This window comes from Streptomyces sp. NPDC016677 (genome assembly GCF_055562815.1).
This window is the reverse complement of record NZ_JBVHEO010000016.1, coordinates 34,005-52,204: the sequence shown is the minus strand read 5'-3', so window position 1 is coordinate 52,204 and position 18,200 is coordinate 34,005. Positions and strand designations below refer to the sequence as shown.

15 protein-coding genes and 2 pseudogenes are annotated in these 18,200 nt (G+C 74.4%); 10 read left to right on the top strand and 7 right to left on the bottom strand.

What is annotated here, in order from left to right; genetic code table 11:
- Positions 1–16 precede the first annotated feature (16 nt).
- On the bottom strand, positions 17–520 hold the full coding sequence (locus ACZ3IG_RS30130) for a nuclear transport factor 2 family protein (protein WP_467436007.1): 504 nt from the start codon (positions 518–520) through the stop codon (positions 17–19).
- Positions 517–1,401, bottom strand: a complete 885-nt coding sequence (gene folP / locus ACZ3IG_RS30125) for a dihydropteroate synthase (protein WP_467436006.1) — start codon at positions 1,399–1,401, stop codon at positions 517–519. The genes ACZ3IG_RS30130 and folP overlap by 4 nt, the downstream gene beginning before the upstream one ends.
- A 289-nt stretch (positions 1,402–1,690) precedes the next feature.
- Between folP and ACZ3IG_RS30120 the strand changes: the two genes are divergently transcribed.
- Positions 1,691–2,935, top strand: coding sequence for a hypothetical protein (locus ACZ3IG_RS30120; RefSeq protein WP_467436005.1), 1,245 nt, complete (start codon positions 1,691–1,693; stop codon positions 2,933–2,935).
- A 5-nt stretch (positions 2,936–2,940) separates the two neighbouring features.
- Here the strand turns inward: ACZ3IG_RS30120 and ACZ3IG_RS30115 are convergent, their stop codons facing one another.
- Together ACZ3IG_RS30115 and ACZ3IG_RS30110 are read right to left on the bottom strand one after the other, a co-directional pair.
- The gene (locus tag ACZ3IG_RS30115) at positions 2,941–4,275 is read right to left on the bottom strand and encodes a PH domain-containing protein (protein ID WP_467436004.1); all 1,335 of its coding nucleotides are present in this window, start codon (positions 4,273–4,275) and stop codon (positions 2,941–2,943) included.
- A complete protein-coding gene (locus ACZ3IG_RS30110) occupies positions 4,272–4,778 on the bottom strand; it encodes a PH domain-containing protein (protein ID WP_467436003.1) in 507 nt (168 codons plus the stop codon). The genes ACZ3IG_RS30115 and ACZ3IG_RS30110 overlap by 4 nt, the downstream gene beginning before the upstream one ends.
- Positions 4,779–4,809: 31 nt before the next feature.
- Here ACZ3IG_RS30110 and ACZ3IG_RS30105 point away from each other — a divergent pair, with 31 nt between their 5' ends.
- The gene (locus ACZ3IG_RS30105; protein WP_467436001.1) at positions 4,810–5,961 is read left to right on the top strand and encodes an NADH-quinone oxidoreductase subunit D; all 1,152 of its coding nucleotides are present in this window, start codon (positions 4,810–4,812) and stop codon (positions 5,959–5,961) included.
- Here the strand turns inward: ACZ3IG_RS30105 and ACZ3IG_RS30100 are convergent.
- Together ACZ3IG_RS30100 and ACZ3IG_RS30095 are read right to left on the bottom strand one after the other, a co-directional pair.
- Positions 5,926–6,225, bottom strand: a pseudogene (locus ACZ3IG_RS30100) (SAM-dependent methyltransferase); the annotation flags it as partial. The gene ACZ3IG_RS30105 and the pseudogene ACZ3IG_RS30100 sit on opposite strands and share 36 nt — an antisense overlap.
- A 386-nt stretch (positions 6,226–6,611) precedes the next feature.
- Positions 6,612–7,407, bottom strand: a pseudogene (locus ACZ3IG_RS30095) (SAM-dependent methyltransferase); the annotation flags it as partial.
- A 127-nt stretch (positions 7,408–7,534) separates the two neighbouring features.
- Here ACZ3IG_RS30095 and ACZ3IG_RS30090 point away from each other — a divergent pair.
- The 3 genes from ACZ3IG_RS30090 (at position 7,535) to ACZ3IG_RS30080 (ending at position 10,773) form a co-directional block, all read left to right on the top strand.
- Positions 7,535–8,737 (top strand): sensor histidine kinase, encoded by a 1,203-nt coding sequence (locus tag ACZ3IG_RS30090; protein ID WP_467436000.1) that lies wholly within the window; start codon positions 7,535–7,537, stop codon positions 8,735–8,737.
- A 68-nt stretch (positions 8,738–8,805) separates the two neighbouring features.
- Positions 8,806–9,480 carry a response regulator transcription factor gene (locus ACZ3IG_RS30085; protein ID WP_467435998.1) on the top strand — a complete coding sequence of 225 codons (675 nt, stop codon included), beginning with the start codon at positions 8,806–8,808 and terminating at the stop codon, positions 9,478–9,480.
- Positions 9,481–10,011: 531 nt separating this feature from the next.
- The gene (locus tag ACZ3IG_RS30080) at positions 10,012–10,773 is read left to right on the top strand and encodes a helix-turn-helix domain-containing protein (protein ID WP_467435997.1); all 762 of its coding nucleotides are present in this window, start codon (positions 10,012–10,014) and stop codon (positions 10,771–10,773) included.
- Here the strand turns inward: ACZ3IG_RS30080 and ACZ3IG_RS30075 are convergent, their stop codons facing one another.
- Entirely contained in the window at positions 10,774–11,934 is a 1,161-nt protein-coding gene (locus tag ACZ3IG_RS30075; RefSeq protein WP_467436113.1) for a threonine aldolase family protein, read from the bottom strand. It lies immediately after the preceding gene.
- Between the two features lie 251 nt (positions 11,935–12,185).
- On the opposite strand from ACZ3IG_RS30075, the gene ACZ3IG_RS30070 reads away from it, so the two are divergent.
- The 5 genes from ACZ3IG_RS30070 to ACZ3IG_RS30050 are packed head-to-tail and all read left to right on the top strand — an operon-like array spanning position 12,186 to position 18,033.
- Positions 12,186–13,442: a Rossmann-like and DUF2520 domain-containing protein gene (locus ACZ3IG_RS30070; protein ID WP_467435996.1), complete on the top strand. Its 1,257-nt coding sequence runs from the start codon at positions 12,186–12,188 to the stop codon at positions 13,440–13,442.
- Positions 13,439–14,503, top strand: coding sequence for a pantoate--beta-alanine ligase (gene panC, locus ACZ3IG_RS30065; protein ID WP_467435994.1), 1,065 nt, complete (start codon positions 13,439–13,441; stop codon positions 14,501–14,503). Before ACZ3IG_RS30070 ends, panC begins: the two co-directional genes overlap by 4 nt.
- Positions 14,500–16,248 carry an L-aspartate oxidase gene (locus ACZ3IG_RS30060; protein ID WP_467435993.1) on the top strand — a complete coding sequence of 583 codons (1,749 nt, stop codon included), beginning with the start codon at positions 14,500–14,502 and terminating at the stop codon, positions 16,246–16,248. Before panC ends, ACZ3IG_RS30060 begins: the two co-directional genes overlap by 4 nt.
- Positions 16,245–17,228, top strand: a complete 984-nt coding sequence (nadC, locus tag ACZ3IG_RS30055; RefSeq protein ID WP_467435992.1) for a carboxylating nicotinate-nucleotide diphosphorylase — start codon at positions 16,245–16,247, stop codon at positions 17,226–17,228. The genes ACZ3IG_RS30060 and nadC overlap by 4 nt, the downstream gene beginning before the upstream one ends.
- A gap of 7 nt (positions 17,229–17,235) precedes the next feature.
- Positions 17,236–18,033, top strand: coding sequence for a type III pantothenate kinase (locus ACZ3IG_RS30050; RefSeq protein ID WP_403541618.1), 798 nt, complete (start codon positions 17,236–17,238; stop codon positions 18,031–18,033).
- The last annotated feature ends 167 nt before the right edge of the window (positions 18,034–18,200 follow it).

Here is an 18,200-nt window from a genome sequence, read left to right as displayed (position 1 = left end):
TTCCCGGTCCCGGTATTCAGGAGGGTGTTTCCTCCTCGTCCTCCTCGTCGGTCTCCGCGAGGACCGGTGAGCCGTGGTGGGACCAGATTTTCCAGCCGGCGGGGGTGCGGCGGAACACATTGGTGGCGACCACGAGCTGTCCGACCAGCGGTCCCAGTTCGGTGCCTTCCTCGGGGGCGGGGCCGCCGCTGAGGATGTTCTCCGTGCAGGTGACCACGGCGGTGTCGCCGGTGACGGAGACGTGCGTGTCGGTGAGGAAGAACTGGATGTAGTCGGTGTTCGCCATGATCAGCGCGTACGACCTGAGGACCTCGCCGCGGCCGGTGAGGACCGGCCAGCCGGGGTGCACGCAGGAGACCACGCCGGTGTCCGCCGGGTCGTGGTACGTCTCGTCGACGCCGAGGTCGGACGGGGCGAGCCAGAGGTCGCTCAGCTCTTCGAAGGCGCCTTGCTCCAGCGCCTCGTAGAAGGCGGTGTTGGCCGCCTCGACCTGTTCCACATCGAGGTGGGGGGCGTTCACCTGGTTCCTTCCGGGTAGTGGCCGGCGGCCTGCTCGACGGCGTGGGCGACCCGTACGGCGTCGGCGGTGGCGCGCACCTCGTGCACCCGCACCGCCCAGGCGCCGGCCCGGGCCGCGAGCGCGGACACGGCGGCGGTGGCGGCGTCGCGCTCCCGCGCGGGCGGCACGGCGCCGTCGGGCCCGGCCAGCACCCGGCCGAGGAACCGCTTGCGCGAGGCGGCGACGAGGAGGGGGTGGCCGAGGCCCAGGAGGCGGTCCAGACGGGCCAGCAGGGCCAGGTCGTGCTCGGCGTCCTTGGAGAAGCCGAGGCCGGGGTCGACGATGACGTGGTCCGGGGCGATGCCGCCCTCCAGGACGGCCGTCACGCGCGCGTGCAGCTCGTCGGCGACCTCGGTGACGACGTCGGCGTAGGAGCCCCGTACGTTGCCGCCGCTCAGCAGGCCGCGCCAGTGCATGACCACGAAGGGGGCGCCGGCGTCGGCGACCACCGGGATCATCCGGTCGTCGGAGAGTCCGCCGCTGACGTCGTTGACCAGGGCGGCCCCGGCGGCGAGGGCCTGCTCGGCGACGGAGGCGCGCATGGTGTCGACGGAGATCGTGACGCCCTCGGAGGCCAGGCCGCGCACGACCGGCTCGACCCGCCGCAGTTCCTCGGCCTCGTCGACCCGGGTGGCGCCGGGGCGGGTGGACTCGCCGCCGACGTCGATCAGGTCCGCGCCCTGGGCGACCAGGTCGAGGCCGTGCTTGATGGCGGCCGTCGTGTCGAACCAGCGACCGCCGTCGGAGAAGGAATCGGGGGTCACGTTGACGACCCCCATGACCGCGCAGCGGTCCCATGCGGGGAGTCCCGCCACGTGGCGGGGGCCGGTCTGCTTGCTCATGTGTTCAGCGTAGGCCCAGCGGGTGGCGGCGTTCCGCCGCGGGCCGGGGGTGCGGGCCGGGTGCGGAATCGGTCCGGGGTGTCATTCCGCGCGGTTAATGGGAAGCGATCGGCAATAAATGATCTTGATCAAATGGCGCCGGGTCCGCATCGTGTCCGGGCTTTGTTTCCTGATGTCCTGTGAACACTTCTGGGGCAGCTGTCTTTTTGCGGGGTCGAGGCGTCAAGAAACGCCTACGCGCGGTAAGTTTCTGGCCATGCCACGTGGACGTCACCGCCATTCCCCGCCCTTGCACAGGCTGCTTCCCCCGTCGGCGATCGCAGGCGTCTCCGTCGTCTGCGCCGTGGGCCCCTGGGTGTTCAGCGAAACGCCGGTGCTCCGCGCGCTGGCCGGGGCCGCGGCGGTGACCGCCGTGCTCGGCGCGGCGGTGATGCGGCACTGGGACACCCAGGCGGGCCGGCGGGTCGCCGACCTCACGCGCGCGCGGGCGAGCGACGAGTGGCGTTTCGAGGAACGCGTGGCCGAACTCGAATCCGATCTGGAGGAGTCGCGCGAACTGCGCGGCAAACTGGAACAGCGGCTGCGGGCCAAGCGCGCGGAACTGGCGGGGCTGCGCAATGAGCACGCCGCGCTGCTGCGCCGGTACGCCACCGCGGAGACCGAGCGCGCCAGCGCCCTGGAGGGCCGCCGGCGGCTGGAACTGGAGACGGTGTCCCCGACGCCCGCGCTGCCGGCGGCGCGTACGGCGCCGGAGGCTTCGGCGATGACGGCGGTCCCCGAGGCGCCGGAGGCACCGGTGACCGAGCGGCGTACGGCGGCTCCCTCCGTCTTCTCGCCCGAGGGCTCACGGCTGTTCCTGCGGGCCAGCACGGCCCTGGCGCGGCTGGACGCCGGGGCGGCCGGGTCGAAGGCGGCCGGAGCGGACGCGGACGTCTCCGCCGACGGTGACGCCGACGGCGACGGCGGCATCGGGCGGCCCGGCGCCGGCGGGAACGGCGGTGACGACGGGGACGGCGGCGGTGGTGGCCGGGAGGCCGACGCGGCGGCCGAGCCGGCGGCGGGGCGGGGTCCGGGTCCGGGGCGGGCCGAGGCCGCGGACGAGACGGCCGAGGGCGCCGAGACGGCCGGCGGGCACGAGCGCGCGGCGGGTGCCGCCGCGCCGGACCAGCCCGCCCAGCCCACGCGGCGGACCCTGGGCCACTTCACCGTGCCGACCGCGGTGGCCGTCGTCCCGGCCGCGGCGCCCGCGCGGCGCCCGGCCGCCGAGGGCGGCTTCGACTTCTTCGGCAACAAGAAGCCGCAGCGGTCCGGCCCGGAGGAGGGCGCCTCCGCCGGCGCCGTGGCCTCCGTGCAGAACGAGGACCTCGCCGACGTGGTGGGCCAGGAGGCCCTCGCCCTCCACAAGGCCGAGGCGGAGGCCGGGTTCAAGCGGCCGGGCGCGGAGTCCCGGGGCGTCGGCCAGGTCGTCGACCTGACGGCCCACGACGAGACCGAGCAGATCGACGTGGAGGGGCTGCGGAGCGCGGTGTCCTGACGGGGTCAGCCCGGCCGCCCCCGTGTCATCCACCGGTCCGGCCCGGCGTCGCGCCGCCCCGTGCGGGAGCGTTCCGCCTGGGTGCGCAGCAGGTCGGCCGCCTCCGCGGCGTCGCGCTGCCGCGCCGTCACCGTCTTGCCGGCCCCCGTGTCCACCCGTACGTGCGCCAGTCGCAGCGCCCGCTGCCACGGCCCCTGGGTCAGCCGCACGCTCTGCACCTTGGCGTGCGGGACCAGGGCCAGGACGCGCCGCAGCAGTCCGTGCCGGGCGGCGAAGACCTCGTCGGTGACGGCGAGCCCGTAGCCGCGCCACCACAGCGGCACCCGGCGCCCGGCCCGGCGCGGCGCGGGCGCCAGGGACGCGAGGGGCGGCACCGCCACTCCGGGCAGCACCCGCGCGACCACGGACTCGGCGATCTCGCGCGGGGCGACGGGCAGCAGGAGGGAGTTCGAGGACCCGGCCACGTCGAGTTCCACCCGGACCCACCCCCGGCGGCGCCACAGCACCGGTTCCACTATCCGTACCGTCTGCACCCGCCCCGGCGGCACGGTCTCGTGGGTGCGGTCCAGCAGCCCGTGGTCGATGCGGAGCCCGTCCGGGGACTCGGCCAGCGTCCAGTCGTACTCCCCGACGAACCGCCCCACGCTGCTCGCGCCCGCCCAGCCCAGCAGCGGTACGGCGGTGGCCAGCACCGTCCACAGGCTGTGGGTGGCCGGCCACAGCAGCGCCGGTACGACCACGGCGGCCAGCAGCGTGCCCCAGGTCGCGCCGGTGAGCAGCAGGGAGACGGCGAGGACCCCGGGCGGCACGCGCAGCAGTTGCCGGGAGGGGGCCTCGCCCACCTCGGCGGCGGTCTCGGGGGCGAAACCGGCCGCCCGGGCGAGCAGTTCGGCGCGCAGTGCCCGTGCGTGGGCGGCGCCGAGGAAGGCGAGTTCGTCCTTCTTGTCGGTGCCGACGACGTCGAGTCTGAGTTTGGCCACGCCCGCGACCCGGGCCAGCAGGGGCTGGGTGACGTCGACGGCCTGGATGCGTTCGAGGCGGATGTGCGCGGTGCGCCGGAAGAGGAGCCCGGTGCGGATGCGCAGTTCCGTGCCGGTGACCGCGTAATGGGTGAACCACCAGGACAGGAAGCCGTAGAGGGCGGCGGCCGGGATGAGCACGGCGAGGCCGACGACGAGCGTGGTGGTGGTCAGCCGGGTCAGCTGGCGCTGGGCCTGGTCGGGGTCGTGCAGCGCCCAGCCGACCAGGACGGCGACCGGTGCCCAGGCGCGTCGCAGCGGGGTGACGGGGTGCAGCCGCCGCTCGACGACCGCCTCGGCCTTCTCGTCGAGGGTCTTCACAGCCCCGCCGATCTGGCCTCGCCCAGCTCGGTGAGCCGGTCGCGCAGCCGTTCCGCCTCGGCCGGGTCCAGGCCGGGGATGGTGGCGTCGGTCGCGGCGGCGGCCGTGTGCAGCTGCACGCTGGCCAGCCCGAAGTACCGCTCGACCGGCCCCGAGGTCACCTCGACCAACTGCATCCGCCCGTACGGCACGACCGTCTCCTGGCGCCACAGCACGCCCCGCGTGATCAGCAGGTCGTCGGCGCGCTCGGCGTACCGCCAGGAGCGCCAGTTGCGCTCCAGCATCACCCAGCCCCAGGGCAGCGGGGCCAGGGGGAGGAGGGCGAAGGCGGCCCAGGCGGGACCGGCGAACAGGCCCGGCAGCACCCCGGCGGCGACGGCCAGCAGCCCCAGCCACACCACCAGCAGCAGTCGTCTCATCCGCAGCAGACCCGGCGGCAGCCCGGTCCAGACGGGCTCGCCCCCGCTCGTCGTCGCCGTGCCGTGTGGGTTCCCCGTCTCCATGGGCCCAGCGTACGTAGGGGAGACTGGGTTCATGACTCCTACGACGGAGACCATGGTCGGCATCGGCGGCGCCGCGGAGAGCACCGACATGGTGCTGAACATCGGCCCGCAGCACCCGTCCACGCACGGGGTGCTGCGCCTCAAGCTGGTCCTGGACGGCGAGCGCGTCACGCGCGCGGAGCCGGTGATCGGCTATATGCACCGGGGCGCGGAGAAGCTGTTCGAGGCGCGTGACTACCGGCAGATCATCGTGCTCGCCAACCGCCACGACTGGCTGTCGGCGTTCTCCAACGAGCTGGGCGTGGTCCTCGCCGTGGAGCGGATGCTCGGCATGGAGGTGCCCGAGCGGGCGGTGTGGCTGCGCACGCTGCTCGCCGAGCTGAACCGGGTGCTGAACCACCTGATGTTCCTCGGTTCCTACCCGCTGGAACTGGGCGGCATCACGCCGGTGTTCTACGCGTTCCGGGAGCGCGAGGAGCTGCAGAACGTCATGGAGGAGGTCTCCGGCGGGCGCATGCACTACATGTTCAACCGCGTGGGCGGCCTCAAGGAGGACCTGCCGGCCGGCTGGACGGCACGCGCGCGTGGCGCCGTGTCCGCGGTGCGCTCGCGCATGGACGTCTTCGACGACCTGGTGCTGGGCAACGAGATCTTCCGGGGGCGGACGCGGGGCGTGGGCGTGCTCGCGGCCGAGGCCGTGCACGCGTACGGCGTCAGCGGCCCGATCGCGCGGGCCAGTGGCGTCGACTTCGACCTGCGCCGCGACGAGCCCTACCTGGCCTACGGGGACCTCCAGGACACCCTGCGGGTGGTCACCCGCGCAGAGGGCGACTGCCTGGCCCGCTTCGAGTGCCTGCTGGAGCAGACGCACAACGCCCTCGACCTCGCCGACGCCTGCCTGGACCGGCTCGCCGAGCTGCCGCCCGGCCCGGTCAACCAGCGGCTCCCGAAGGTCCTGAAGGCGCCCGAGGGGCACACGTACGCGTGGACCGAGAACCCGCTCGGGATCAACGGCTACTACCTGGTGAGCAAGGGCGAGAAGACCCCGTACCGGCTGAAGCTGCGCTCGGCGTCGTACAACAACATCCAGGCGCTGACCGAGCTGCTGCCGGGGACGCTGGTCGCGGACATGGTGGCGATCCTGGGGTCACTGTTCTTCGTGGTCGGGGACATCGACAAATAGGCCGGGGATCGGGTCGCGGATCGGGTCCGGGATCCCGATCGGCCGGAGCAGCCAGCCGAAGTCGCCGAGGCCGCCCGGCGCGATGAGTTCGGCGGCCTCACCGGCGGCCGCGAGGGCGCGTACGTAGCCGGCGGGGTCGCTGGACGCCAGCGCGAGCGGGGGGCGTGCGCCGGAGAGGCCCAGGGCGCGCAGGGCGGCGCGCTGGGTCAGCAGGCGGACGCCGGTGAGCGCGTGCGCGGTGCCGGGGGGTGAGGGCGCGGTGTCGGGGGGCGTGTGCGTCGTACCGGAGGGCATGCCTGCCGCGCTGGGGGGCGTGCGTGCCGCGTCGGAGGGCGTGCCTGCCGCGCTGGGGGGTGTGTGCGTCGTACCGGAGGGTGTCTGTGCGGTGCCGGGGGAGGCGTGTGTCGTACTGGGGGGTGTGCGTGCCGCGTCGGAGGGCGCGCACGCCGTGTCGGAGGGCGTGCCTGCCGTGTCGGGGGGTGTGTACGTCGTACCGGAGGGTGTCCGTGCGGTGCCGGGGGAGGCGTGTGTCGTACTGGGGGGCGTGCGTGCCGTGTCGGAGGGCGCGCACGCCGTGTCGGAGGGTGTGCCTGCCGTGTCGGGAGGTGGGTACGCCGTCTCGGGAGGTGTGCGGGCGGCCTCGGGGGGCGTGCACGCCGCCGCGCACGCGTCGAGCGCCACATGGGCGGTGATGTCGCACGAGCCATCCGGCACGGGCCGCGTCTCCCGGCCGTCGCGGAACCCCGTCAGCGTCCCGAAGGGCGGGCGGGCGTCCGCCGTGTGCGCGTAGTCGACGGCCACGGCGAGCCCCCGGTCGAGCGCCGACACGGCGGACGCCCAGGCGGCGTCCCGGGGGAGCCCGATCTCGGCCCGCCGCCCCGGCTCCGGCGGCAGCGGCCACCAGCGCGCCAGCCAGTCGGCGTCGGCCCCGCCGACCGGCTCCCCGAGCCGCTCGGCCCCGTCGCTCCGCACCAGGACCCGTCGCGCCACTCCCGCCGCGTCGGTCTCCGCGACCTCCACCGGTACGTTGTCCAGCCACTCGTTGGCGAACAGCAACCCCGTGATCCGGCGCGGCAGTTCGCTCCGCCACTCGATCCGGTGGTCCAGCCCCGGGGGACGGCCGGCCACCTCGACGGCACAGGCCCGGACCCGGGCGGCCACGTCGGCGGGCAGCGCGGCGAGCACCCCGGCGGCGAGTTCGCCCCGCCCGGCCGCCATGTCGACGAAGTCCAGCGCCGCCGGCCGGCCCAGCGCCTCGTCGACCCGGCACAGCAGCCGCGCCACGGCGGCGGCGAACAGCGGCGACGCGTGCACGGACGTACGGAAGTGCCCGGCCGGTCCTTCGGGGCGGCGGTAGAAGCCGTCCGGTCCGTACAAAGCCTCCCGCGCCGCGTCCCGCCACCCCCGCCAGCCCTGCCGCGAAACCCCTGTCGCCCCTTCTGTCACCGCCTCAGGCTACGGACCGCAGCCGTGCGGGCGCGCACGGCCTCCACCTTGCGGAGTACACACGCCCGCTCGGGATCGGCCCTCCGGTTGACCCCTGCACCTATCGGCCTTCCCTACGCTGGGTTACGTGCAGCGCCTCTACGACTTCCTCCGCAGGCACCCCACCGGGGTCGACCTCTTCTGGGCCCTCGTCCTGCTCGCGCTCACCCTGCTGTCCGCGAGCGCGGGACAGGTGAACAGGGGGATGGATGCCCCGGCGCTGATCATCCCGTTCGCCGTGCTGCTGTGCCTGGTGGTGGCGCTGCGCCGGCGGATGCCGGAGAAGATGCTGCTGCTGGCCCTCGTGCTGGGCGCGGGACAGCTGGCACTGGACCTCGCCACGATGGCCGCCGACTTCGCCATGCTGGTGATCGTCTACACGGTGGCCGCCACCGGCGCCCGCTGGGCCTCCCGGCTGGCGCTGGCGACCGGCCTGTGCGCGGCGCCCATGGCCCAGCTGCGCTGGCCCAACGAGTACACGGGGGTGTCGGGCAACATCGCGCTGACGGTGTTCATGACGGTGCCGTTCGCGCTCGCCTGGGTACTCGGCGACTCCGTCCGCACCCGCCGCGCGTACTTCGCGCAGCTGGAGGAGCGTGCCGCCCGGCTGGAGAAGGAGCGCGAGGCGCAGGCCAAGGTGGCGGTGGCCGCCGAGCGCGCCCGGATCGCCCGCGAGCTGCACGACGTGGTCGCGCACAACGTCTCGGTGATGGTGGTGCAGGCCGACGGCGCCGCCTACGTCCTGGATGCCGCGCCCGACCAGGCCAAGAAGGCCCTGGAGACGATCTCCTCCACCGGCCGCCAGGCGCTCGCCGAGATGCGCCGCCTGCTCGGCGTGCTGCGCACCGGCGAACACCAGGAGGCGGGAGAGTACGTTCCCCAGCCCGACGTCCAGCAGATCGAGGACCTGGTCGAACAGTGCCGCGGCTCCGGGCTGCCCGTCGACTTCGCTGTCGAGGGCACCCCGCGCCCGCTGCCCAGCGGCGTGGAGCTGACCGCGTACCGCATCGTGCAGGAGGCGCTCACCAACACCCGCAAGCACGGCGGCCCGGACGCCGGGGCGAGCGTGCGTCTGGTCTACTTCGACGACGGGCTCGGCCTGCTCGTCGAGGACGACGGCAAGGGCGCCCCGCACGAGATGTACGAGGAGGGCGGGCTCGACGGGCAGGGCCACGGCCTGATCGGCATGCGGGAACGGGTCGGCATGGTGGGCGGCACACTGGACGCGGGCCCGCGCCCCGGCGGAGGATTCCGCATCAGTGCCCTGCTGCCCCTCAAACCGGCCCACTGAGCCGGGCTTGTCGCCCGGACGCCCCGATCCCCATGACCCCATCACCTCCCATCAAGGAAAGAGCCCCGATGACCATCCGCGTCATGCTCGTCGACGACCAGGCGCTGCTGCGCACCGGTTTCCGGATGGTGCTCGCCGCCCAGCCGGACATGGAGGTCGTGGCGGAGGCGGGCGACGGCGTCGAGGCCCTCCAGGTGCTGCGCGCCACCGCCGTGGACGTCGTCCTGATGGACGTCCGCATGCCCAAGCTGGACGGCGTGGAGGCGACCCGGCGCATCTGCGGGGAGCCCGGCGCCCCCAAGGTGCTCATCCTGACCACCTTCGACCTCGACGAGTACGCGTTCTCGGCGCTGAAGGCCGGCGCCTCCGGTTTCCTCCTCAAGGACGTGCCGCCCGCCGAACTCCTCGCCGCCATCCGCTCGGTGCACAGCGGCGACGCGGTGGTCGCCCCGTCGACCACCCGGCGCCTGCTGGACCGCTTCGCTCCGATGCTGCCCAGCGGCGTCCAGGAGCCGCCGCACGCGGGGCTCCAGCGGCTCACCGAGCGCGAGCGTGAGGTGATGGTGCTGGTGGCCCAGGGCCTGTCCAACGGCGAGATCGCCGCCCGGCTCGTCCTGTCCGAGGCGACGGTGAAGACCCACGTCGGCCGCATCCTCACCAAGCTCGGTCTCAGGGACCGGGTGCAGGTGGTGGTCCTGGCCTACGAGACGGGGCTGGTGCGGGCGGGCGGTGGGCGGGGCTGAGGGGACGGCCGCCGCGCCCGCTGCCGCAGACGGGCGGGGCGCAGGCTCCGTACATGCGGCGGCCGGCCGCAGAGCGAGCCGCTGTTCGGGCGGGCTCCGCTACGGGCCGGTGTTGCGGTGGTGCCCCTCGACGCGGACCGTGCGCGCATCCGCGGGCGGCAGGCGCGGTTGCGAAGATGCGGGGAGAACCGGTGTCCGCCGCGGGCTCACGGCACCTCCTCCGGCCGGGCGGAGCAGCGCGGGCACGCGCACGGGGGGAAGCCCGTGCTCAACGGCGGCGGATCGGCGGGCGGGATCGTCCGGAGGGGGCGGACCTGTGTGCGCGTCAGTGTCACCGGGTCGATGCGGTACACCGAGATGGTCAGGCCGGGGTGATCCGGGCGGCCAGGGGCGTCACGTTCTGTGTCCTTCACGTGACTCACGATCGGGTACCGGGTGAGGGGAGCGCGGCGGCAGTGAGGGCGTCGTTCCGACGTCACCAAGGGCGTCATTTCGGTGTCGTGTGACGCCTCGGATGCGTACCGTGGACGTATGAGCACACCGAACAGCCCCCTGCGCGCGGTACGGCTGGGCATGGTCATGTCCCAGGACGACTTCGCCCGCGCGGTCCGAGAGGCCGGAGTCCGCGCGGGTCAGCCCAACGACGCCTCGAAACGCCTCGTTCAGCGCTGGGAGAGCGGGGAGACGGCCGCGCCCCGGCCGGTCTATGCCCGTGCGCTCGAAAGCGTCACCGGCCTGCCCATCGAGGCCCTGGGCTTCGCCGCCGCCGTTCCGCAGCTGAGGGTGACGGGCGACGGGCGCGGCGGTCACGACACGGAGAGCGGCGCCACCACGGTCCGGGCCCCGGGCGCCCCTGTCCCGCAGGCCGCTCCGCGAGGCAACTACAGCGGCGTCTGGTTGTCGGCGTACGAGTACTTCAGCTCCGGACGCGACGCTGTCTTCTCCGGGCGCCACCACGTGGTGCTGCTTCAGCACGGGAACCGGCTCACGGGCCGCAGCCTGCCCCAGGGCTCCCTGAACCCGGACAGCCCGCTCACCCTGGACCTCCAGGTCGAGGGCAACATCGTGACCGGCACCTGGACCGAACAGACCGCGCGGGACGGCTACTACCGAGGCGCGCGCTATTTCGGCGCCGTACAGATGCTGGTCGAGCCGACGGGTCGCCGGATGGCCGGGAAATGGGTCGGATTCGGCAAGGAATTCGATGTCAACACGGGGCCGTGGTCACTGACCTTCCTGGACGCCGACACCGGCAAGGCCACCATCGCCCGGTACAACCGCGCACCTGAGTGATCACCGGGCTCCCGTGTCCGTTACGGCCAGCCGTCCCACGAAGCCGGCGACAGCCGCCCGTACATCCTCCGCCGACCACTCCAGTCCCTCGGCCCCCACGCTCACCTCGGTCATCGCCAGACCCGGCCCGGGTGAGTTCCAGGGGCGGGCGAAGAGCAGGACGCCCGTCTCCTCGCCCTGCCGCACCGCCGCCTCGGCGACGAGATCGGCGTCGTACGGCAGCCAGACCTGGAACTCATGGGTGTGCGGCACCTCGGGGTGGACCCGCGACCACGCCACGCCCGCCGCCGCGAACCCTTCCCGCAGCGCGTCGGCCACCACGCGCGCGTGCGTCACGTAGTCCGGCAGCCGGGGCAGCTCCCGCTCCAGGCCGGCCAGGGCCGACAGGGCGGTGGGGAACTGCTGGTAGACCATGCCGCCGTAACGGTGCCGCCAGGTGCGCGCCTCCTCCACGAGCGTCCGCGGACCGGCGAGGGCGGCGCCGCCGAAGCCGTCGAGGGACTTGTAGAACGACACGTAGACACTGTCCGCGAGGCCCGCGATCTCGTCGAGCGGCCGGCCGAAGTGCGCGGTGCTCTCCCACAGCCGGGCCCCGTCGAAGTGGACCACGGCGTCCCGCTCCCGGGCGGCCCCCACCACCTCGGTCAGCTCCTCCCAGGTGGGCAGCAGATACCCGGCGTCGCGCAGCGGAAGCTCCAGCATCAGCGTCCCGAACGGCTCCTCGAAGTCACGTACCTCCTCGGCGGTGGGCTGCCGGGGCGCGCTCGTCAGCCGTACCGGACACAATCCGCTGACCTGGCTGAAGGCGCCCCCCTCGTGCACCTCGGGGTGGCTGAGCCCGTGCAGGGCGACCACCGGGCTGCCGGTGCGGCCCGCCCAGCAGCGCAGGGCGACCTGCTGGGCCATCGTGCCCGTCGGGAAGAACGCCGCCGCCTCCGTGCCGAGCAGCGTCGCGACCCGCTCCTCCAGGGCGGTGACGACGCCGTTGCCGTACTGGTCGGCCGGCTCGTCCAGGTCGTACAGCTCTCCGGCGCCGTCCAGCAGGGCCAGCCGATCCCGGAGCGAGGCGAGGAAGCCGGGGCGCGCGAGCACCCGCCGCGCGCCCCGGTGAGCGGCCTGCCGCCGCTTGCGGAGCTGCGACTTCCGTTCCGTCTCCGGCATCCGCCCGCTCTTCTCGCCGTCCCGCCGCTCCGCGTCATCCGTCGTAGTCATGGGGCCGATCATGCAGGGTGACGTCCGGCGGGCGACACGGGACGTCCGCCGTGGCCGGTGCCCGCGGCGGACGCCTGTGGCGGCGCCCCGTCCGCTCCCCACAGCCTGTGGACGAACGGCCCCGCGAGGACCGATCGCGTTAACATGACGAGAAATCGTCCGGTACCCAGCGCGGACTGGAACGGGAAGGCCACCGTCGCGTGAACACAACCCCACAGCCAGATCCCAGGGACCGCCCCGCGCGGCTCACCGTCGGCGTCGTCGGCGCCGGCCGGGTGGGTCCCGCGCTGGCCGCGTCCCTCCAGCTCGCCGGGCACCGCCCGGTCGCCGCCTCGGGCGTCTCCGACGCCTCCCGGCGCCGCGCCGAGGCCCTCCTGCCCGGCGTACCGCTGGTGGAGCCCGCCGAGGTCCTCCAGCGCGCCGAACTCGTCCTCCTCACCGTCCCCGACGACGCCCTGCCCGCCCTGGTGTCCGGCCTCGCCGGGACCGGCGCGATCCGCCCGGGCCAGCTGCTCGTCCACACCTCCGGGCGGTTCGGCACCCGCGTCCTCGACCCCGCCCTGCGGGCCGGCGCCCTGCCGCTCGCCCTGCACCCGGCGATGACCTTCACCGGCACCCCCGTCGACGTGCAGCGGCTGGCCGGCTGCTCCTTCGGCGTCACCGCGCCCGAGGAACTGCGGCTGGCCGCCGAGGCCTTGGTCATCGAGATGGGCGGCGAGCCGGAGTGGATCGACGAGGAGAAACGCCCGCTGTACCACGCGGCGCTCGCCCTCGGCGCCAATCACCTGGTCACCCTGGTCGCCCAGTCCCTGGAGCTGCTGCGCACCGCCGGTGTCGGCGCCCCCGACCGGATGCTCGGCCCGCTGCTCGGCGCGGCCCTGGACAACGCCCTGCGCTCCGGCGACGCGGCCCTGACCGGCCCCGTCGCGCGCGGGGACGCGGGCACGGTCGCCGCGCACATCGAGGAACTGCGCGCGCACGCCCCGGGCGCCGTCGCCGGCTACCTGGCCATGGCCCGCGCGACCGCTGACCGGGCCCTCGCCCACGGCCTGCTGGAGCCACGCCTCGCCGAGGACCTGCTGGGGGTGCTCGCCGGGGGGACTCGGGGGGCTGAGGGGACCACGGGGGCCGCGGTCACTGGAGGGAGCCCCGGGGACCCGACCGACCCCGCCGGCCCGACCGACCTCGCCGGCCTGACCGACCCCGAAGGCCCGACCGGCTCCGAAGGCCCGACCGGCCCCGCGGGCTCGACCGACCCCGAAGGCCCGACCGGCCCCGCGGGCCCCACTGACCCCGCGGGCCCCACAAACCCTGAAGGCCCCACAGACCCCGAACGGCCTGAAGGCCCCGACTCTCCTCCTGGCCCTCCCGGCCCCCCTGCCCCTCCTGCCCCTCCTGGCCCTCCCGGCCCCCCTGCCCCTCCCGGCCCCACCGGCCCCGAAGGAACCCCCCGATGACCGCCGCCCCCGCCCCCACCCCGGCATCCGCTCACACCCCCGCCCTCCTGAGCACCGCCACCGAACTGCACGCGCGTGAGCGCGCCGGACGTCGTGGCCGCCGGGCCGTAGTGATGACCATGGGCGCCCTGCACGAGGGCCACGCCACCCTGATCCGCACCGCCCGCCGGATCGCGGGCCCGGACGGCGAGGTGGTCGTCACCGTCTTCGTCAACCCGCTCCAGTTCGGCGCCGGCGAGGACCTCGACCGCTACCCCCGCACCCTGGACGCCGACCTCGCCCTCGCCGGACGGGCCGGCGCCGACGCCGTCTTCGCCCCGTCCGTCGACGAGGTCTACCCCGGCGGCGAACCCCAGGTCCGCGTCTCGGCCGGCCCGATGGGCGAACGCCTGGAGGGCGCCTCCCGCCCCGGCCACTTCGACGGCGTGCTCACGGTCGTCGCCAAGCTCCTCCACCTCACCCGCCCCGACGTGGCGCTCTACGGCCAGAAGGACGCCCAGCAGCTCGCCCTGATCCGCCGGATGGTCAGGGACCTGAACTTCGGCATCGAGATCGTCGCCGTCCCCACCGCCCGCGAGGAGGACGGCCTCGCCCTCTCCAGCCGCAACCGCTACCTCTCCCCGGCGGAACGCCGTACCGCCCTCGCCCTCTCCCAGGCCCTGTTCGCCGGCCGCGACCGGCACGCCGCCCAGGAGGCGCTGCGCGCCCGGGCCCGCGAAGTGCCCGCCACGCACGCGCGTGCCGAGGCGCTCGGCAAGCTCGGTGAGTCCCGCGCCGCGGCCGACGCGCACGCCGTCGCCCAGGCGGCCCCGGACGTCCAGGGCGGCCCGGCGGCCGTCCGCGCCGCCGCCCGCCTGGTCCTGGACGACGCCGCCCGCGCCACCCCGCCCCTGCTCCTGGACTACCTGGCCCTGGTGGACCCCTCCGACTTCACCGAGATCGACGAGGACTTCACCGGCGAGGCGGTCCTCGCCGTCGCCGCCCGCGTCGGCACCACCCGCCTGATCGACAACATCCCCCTCACCTTCGGAACCCCCGAACCCTCCGGAGCCACCGCATGACCGGCACAGACACAGGCACAGGCACAGGCATACGACTGCACGCTCCCGCCCCCGGCTGGGCCATCGACGCGGACGTGGTCGTCGTGGGCTCCGGCGTCGCCGGCCTCACCGCCGCCCTGCGCTGCGAGGCCGCCGGACTGCGCACCGTCGTCGTCACCAAGGCCCGCCTGGACGCCGGCTCCACCCGCTGGGCCCAGGGCGGCATCGCCGCGGCCCTCGGCGAGGGCGACACCCCCGAGCAGCACCTGGACGACACCCTGGTCGCGGGCGCCGGCCTGTGCGACGAGGAGGCGGTCCGCATCCTGGTCACCGAGGGCCCCGACGCCGTACACCGCCTCATCGCCACCGGCGCGCACTTCGACGAGGCGGCCGACGGCGCCCTCCAGCTGACCCGCGAGGGCGGTCACCACCGCCGCCGCATAGCCCACGCGGGCGGCGACGCGACGGGCGCGGAGATTTCCCGGGCCCTGGTCGAGGCCGTACGCGCCCGCACCATCCCCACCATCGAGAACGCCCTGGTCCTCGACCTCCTCACGGACACCGAAGGCCACACGGCCGGCGTCACCCTGCACGTCATGGGCGAGGGCCGGCACGACGGCGTCGGTGCCGTCCACGCCCCCGCAGTCGTCCTCGCCACCGGCGGCATGGGCCAGGTCTTCTCGGCGACGACCAACCCCGCCGTCTCCACCGGCGACGGCGTCGCGCTCGCCCTGCGCGCGGGCGCCGAGGTCAGCGACCTCGAATTCGTCCAGTTCCACCCGACCGTCCTCTTCCTCGGCCGGGACGCGGAGGGCCAGCAGCCCCTGGTCTCGGAGGCGGTACGCGGCGAGGGCGCCCACCTGGTCGACGCGGCCGGCACCCGCTTCATGCTCGGGCAGCACGAACTGGCCGAACTGGCCCCCCGGGACATCGTCGCCAAGGCGATCACGCGCCGCATGCTCGAACAGGACGCCGAGCACATGTACCTGGACGCCCGCCACTTCGGCCCGGCCATGTGGGAGACCCGTTTCCCCACCATCCTCGCCGCCTGCCGCGCCCACGGCATCGACCCGGTCACCGAGCCCATCCCCGTCGCCCCGGCCGCCCACTACGCCTCCGGCGGCGTCCGCACCGACGCCGCGGGCCGCACCACCGTGCCCGGCCTCTACGCGTGCGGCGAGGTCGCCTGCACCGGCGTGCACGGCGCGAACCGCCTGGCCTCCAACAGCCTCCTCGAAGGCCTGGTCTACGCCGAACGCATCGCCGCCGACATCACGGCCACCCCCCGGCCCGCCCGCACCCCCGCCCCGTACGCCCGTCCCGAACGCCCCGCGCACCCCCTCCTCCCCCCGGAGGCCCGCTTCACCCTCCAGCGGATCATGACCGAGGGCGCCGGCGTACTCCGCTCCGCCAAGTCCCTCACCCGGGCGGCCGACCGCCTCCAGCACCTCCACGACGAGGCCCGCGAGGCCCTCCACGAGCACGGCAAGACCGCCGAGCCCGGCGTGGACACCTGGGAGACCACCAACCTCCTGTGCGTCGCCCGCGCGCTCCTCGCCGCGGCCGTCCTGCGCGAGGAGACCCGGGGCTGCCACTGGCGCGAGGACCACCCCGACCGCGACGACACGGCATGGCGCCGCCACATCGTCGTACGGCTGAACCCGGACCGTGCCCTCGCCGTGCACACCACACAGGCCGCAGACTTTCCCCCGACCGGACAGCCGGCGCAGACCGCCCAAGATCCCTCAGGAGCAGTGACGACGTGAGCACCCACGACCTCCCCCTCGCCCCCGACGGAGGCTGCGGCGACGGCTGCGCCTGCGGAGCCGGATACGCCGGCGAGGACGACTACCTGGAGTGCGGTCTCGACCCCGCGCTCGCCCAGCTCCTGACCGAAGCCGGCCTCGACCCCGTCGAGATCGAGGACATCGCGAACGTCGCCGTCCAGGAGGACCTCGCGAACGGCGTCGACGTGACGACGGTCGCCACGATCCCCGAGGACGCGGTGGCCACCGCCGACTTCACCGCCCGCGAGGCGGGTGTCGTGGCCGGCCTCAGGGTCGCCGAGGCGGTCCTGTCGGTCGTCTGCACGGACGAGTTCGAGGTGGAACGCCACGTGGACGACGGCGACCGCGTCGAACCCGGCCGGCCCCTCCTCTCGGTCACCTCCCGCACCCGCGACCTCCTCACCGCCGAACGCAGCGCGCTGAACATCCTCTGCCGCCTCTCCGGCATCGCGACGGCCACGCGCGCGTGGGCGGACGCCCTGGACGGCACGGAGACGAAGGTCCGCGACACCCGCAAGACCACCCCCGGCCTGCGCAGCCTGGAGAAGTACGCGGTCCGCTGCGGCGGCGGCGTCAACCACCGCATGTCCCTCTCGGACGCGGCTCTGGTCAAGGACAACCACGTGGTGGCCGCGGGCGGCGTCGCCCAGGCCTTCCAGGCCGTCCGCGACCGCTTCCCCGACCTCCCCATCGAGGTCGAGGTCGACACCCTGCACCAGCTCCGCGAGGTCCTGGACGCGGGCGCCGACCTGATCCTCCTCGACAACTTCACCCCCGGCGAATGCGAGGAAGCCGTCGCCCTGGTCGGGGGCCGCGCCGCCCTGGAAGCCTCGGGCCGCCTCACCCTGGACAACGCCAAGACCTACGCCGCGACAGGCGTCGACTACCTCGCGGTAGGAGCCCTCACCCACAGCAGCCCGATCCTCGACATCGGCCTCGACCTGCGTCCGGCGGAGTAGGCGAACCATGCTGCTGACCATCGACGTGGGCAACACCCACACCGTCCTCGGCCTCTTCGACGGCGACGAGATCGTCGAACACTGGCGCATCTCCACCGACGCCCGCCGCACCGCCGACGAGCTGGCGGTCCTCCTCCAGGGCCTCATGGGCATGCACCCGCTGCTCGGCGACGAACTGGGCGACGGCATCGACGGCATCGCCATCTGCGCGACCGTCCCCTCCGTCCTCCACGAACTCCGCGAGGTGACCCGCCGCTACTACGGCGACGTCCCGGCCGTCCTCGTCGAACCGGGCGTCAAGACGGGCGTCCCGATCCTCACCGACAACCCCAAGGAAGTCGGCGCCGACCGCATCATCAACGCGGTCGCCGCCGTCGACCTCTACGGCGGCCCGGCCGTCGTCGTCGACTTCGGCACGGCGACGACGTTCGACGCGGTGTCCGCCCGCGGGGAGTACGTCGGCGGGGTCATCGCCCCCGGCATCGAGATCTCCGTCGACGCCCTGGGCGTCAAGGGCGCCCAGCTCCGCAAGATCGAGGTGGCCCGCCCCCGCAGCGTCATCGGCAAGAACACGGTCGAGGCCATGCAGGCGGGCATCGTGTACGGCTTCGCCGGCCAGGTCGACGGCGTGGTCGGCCGCATGGCCCGCGAACTCGCCGACGACCCGGACGACGTCACGGTCATCGCGACGGGCGGACTCGCGCCGATGGTCCTGGGCGAGTCCTCGGTCATCGACGAACACGAACCGTGGCTGACCCTGATCGGCCTGCGCCTGGTCTACGAACGCAACGTGTCCCGCCTCTGACAACGGGGACGCGCCCACACCCGCAGTCGCGTACGGCGGGAAGGGGCCGGGGTGGGGGGCGTCCGCCCGCAGCGGTTGGCGCGTCAACCCGCCGCACCCCCGTAGGAGACCGATTCCGCGCCGTTCCGAGGACGGACACCCCCCACCCCGGCCCCGACCACCCGCAC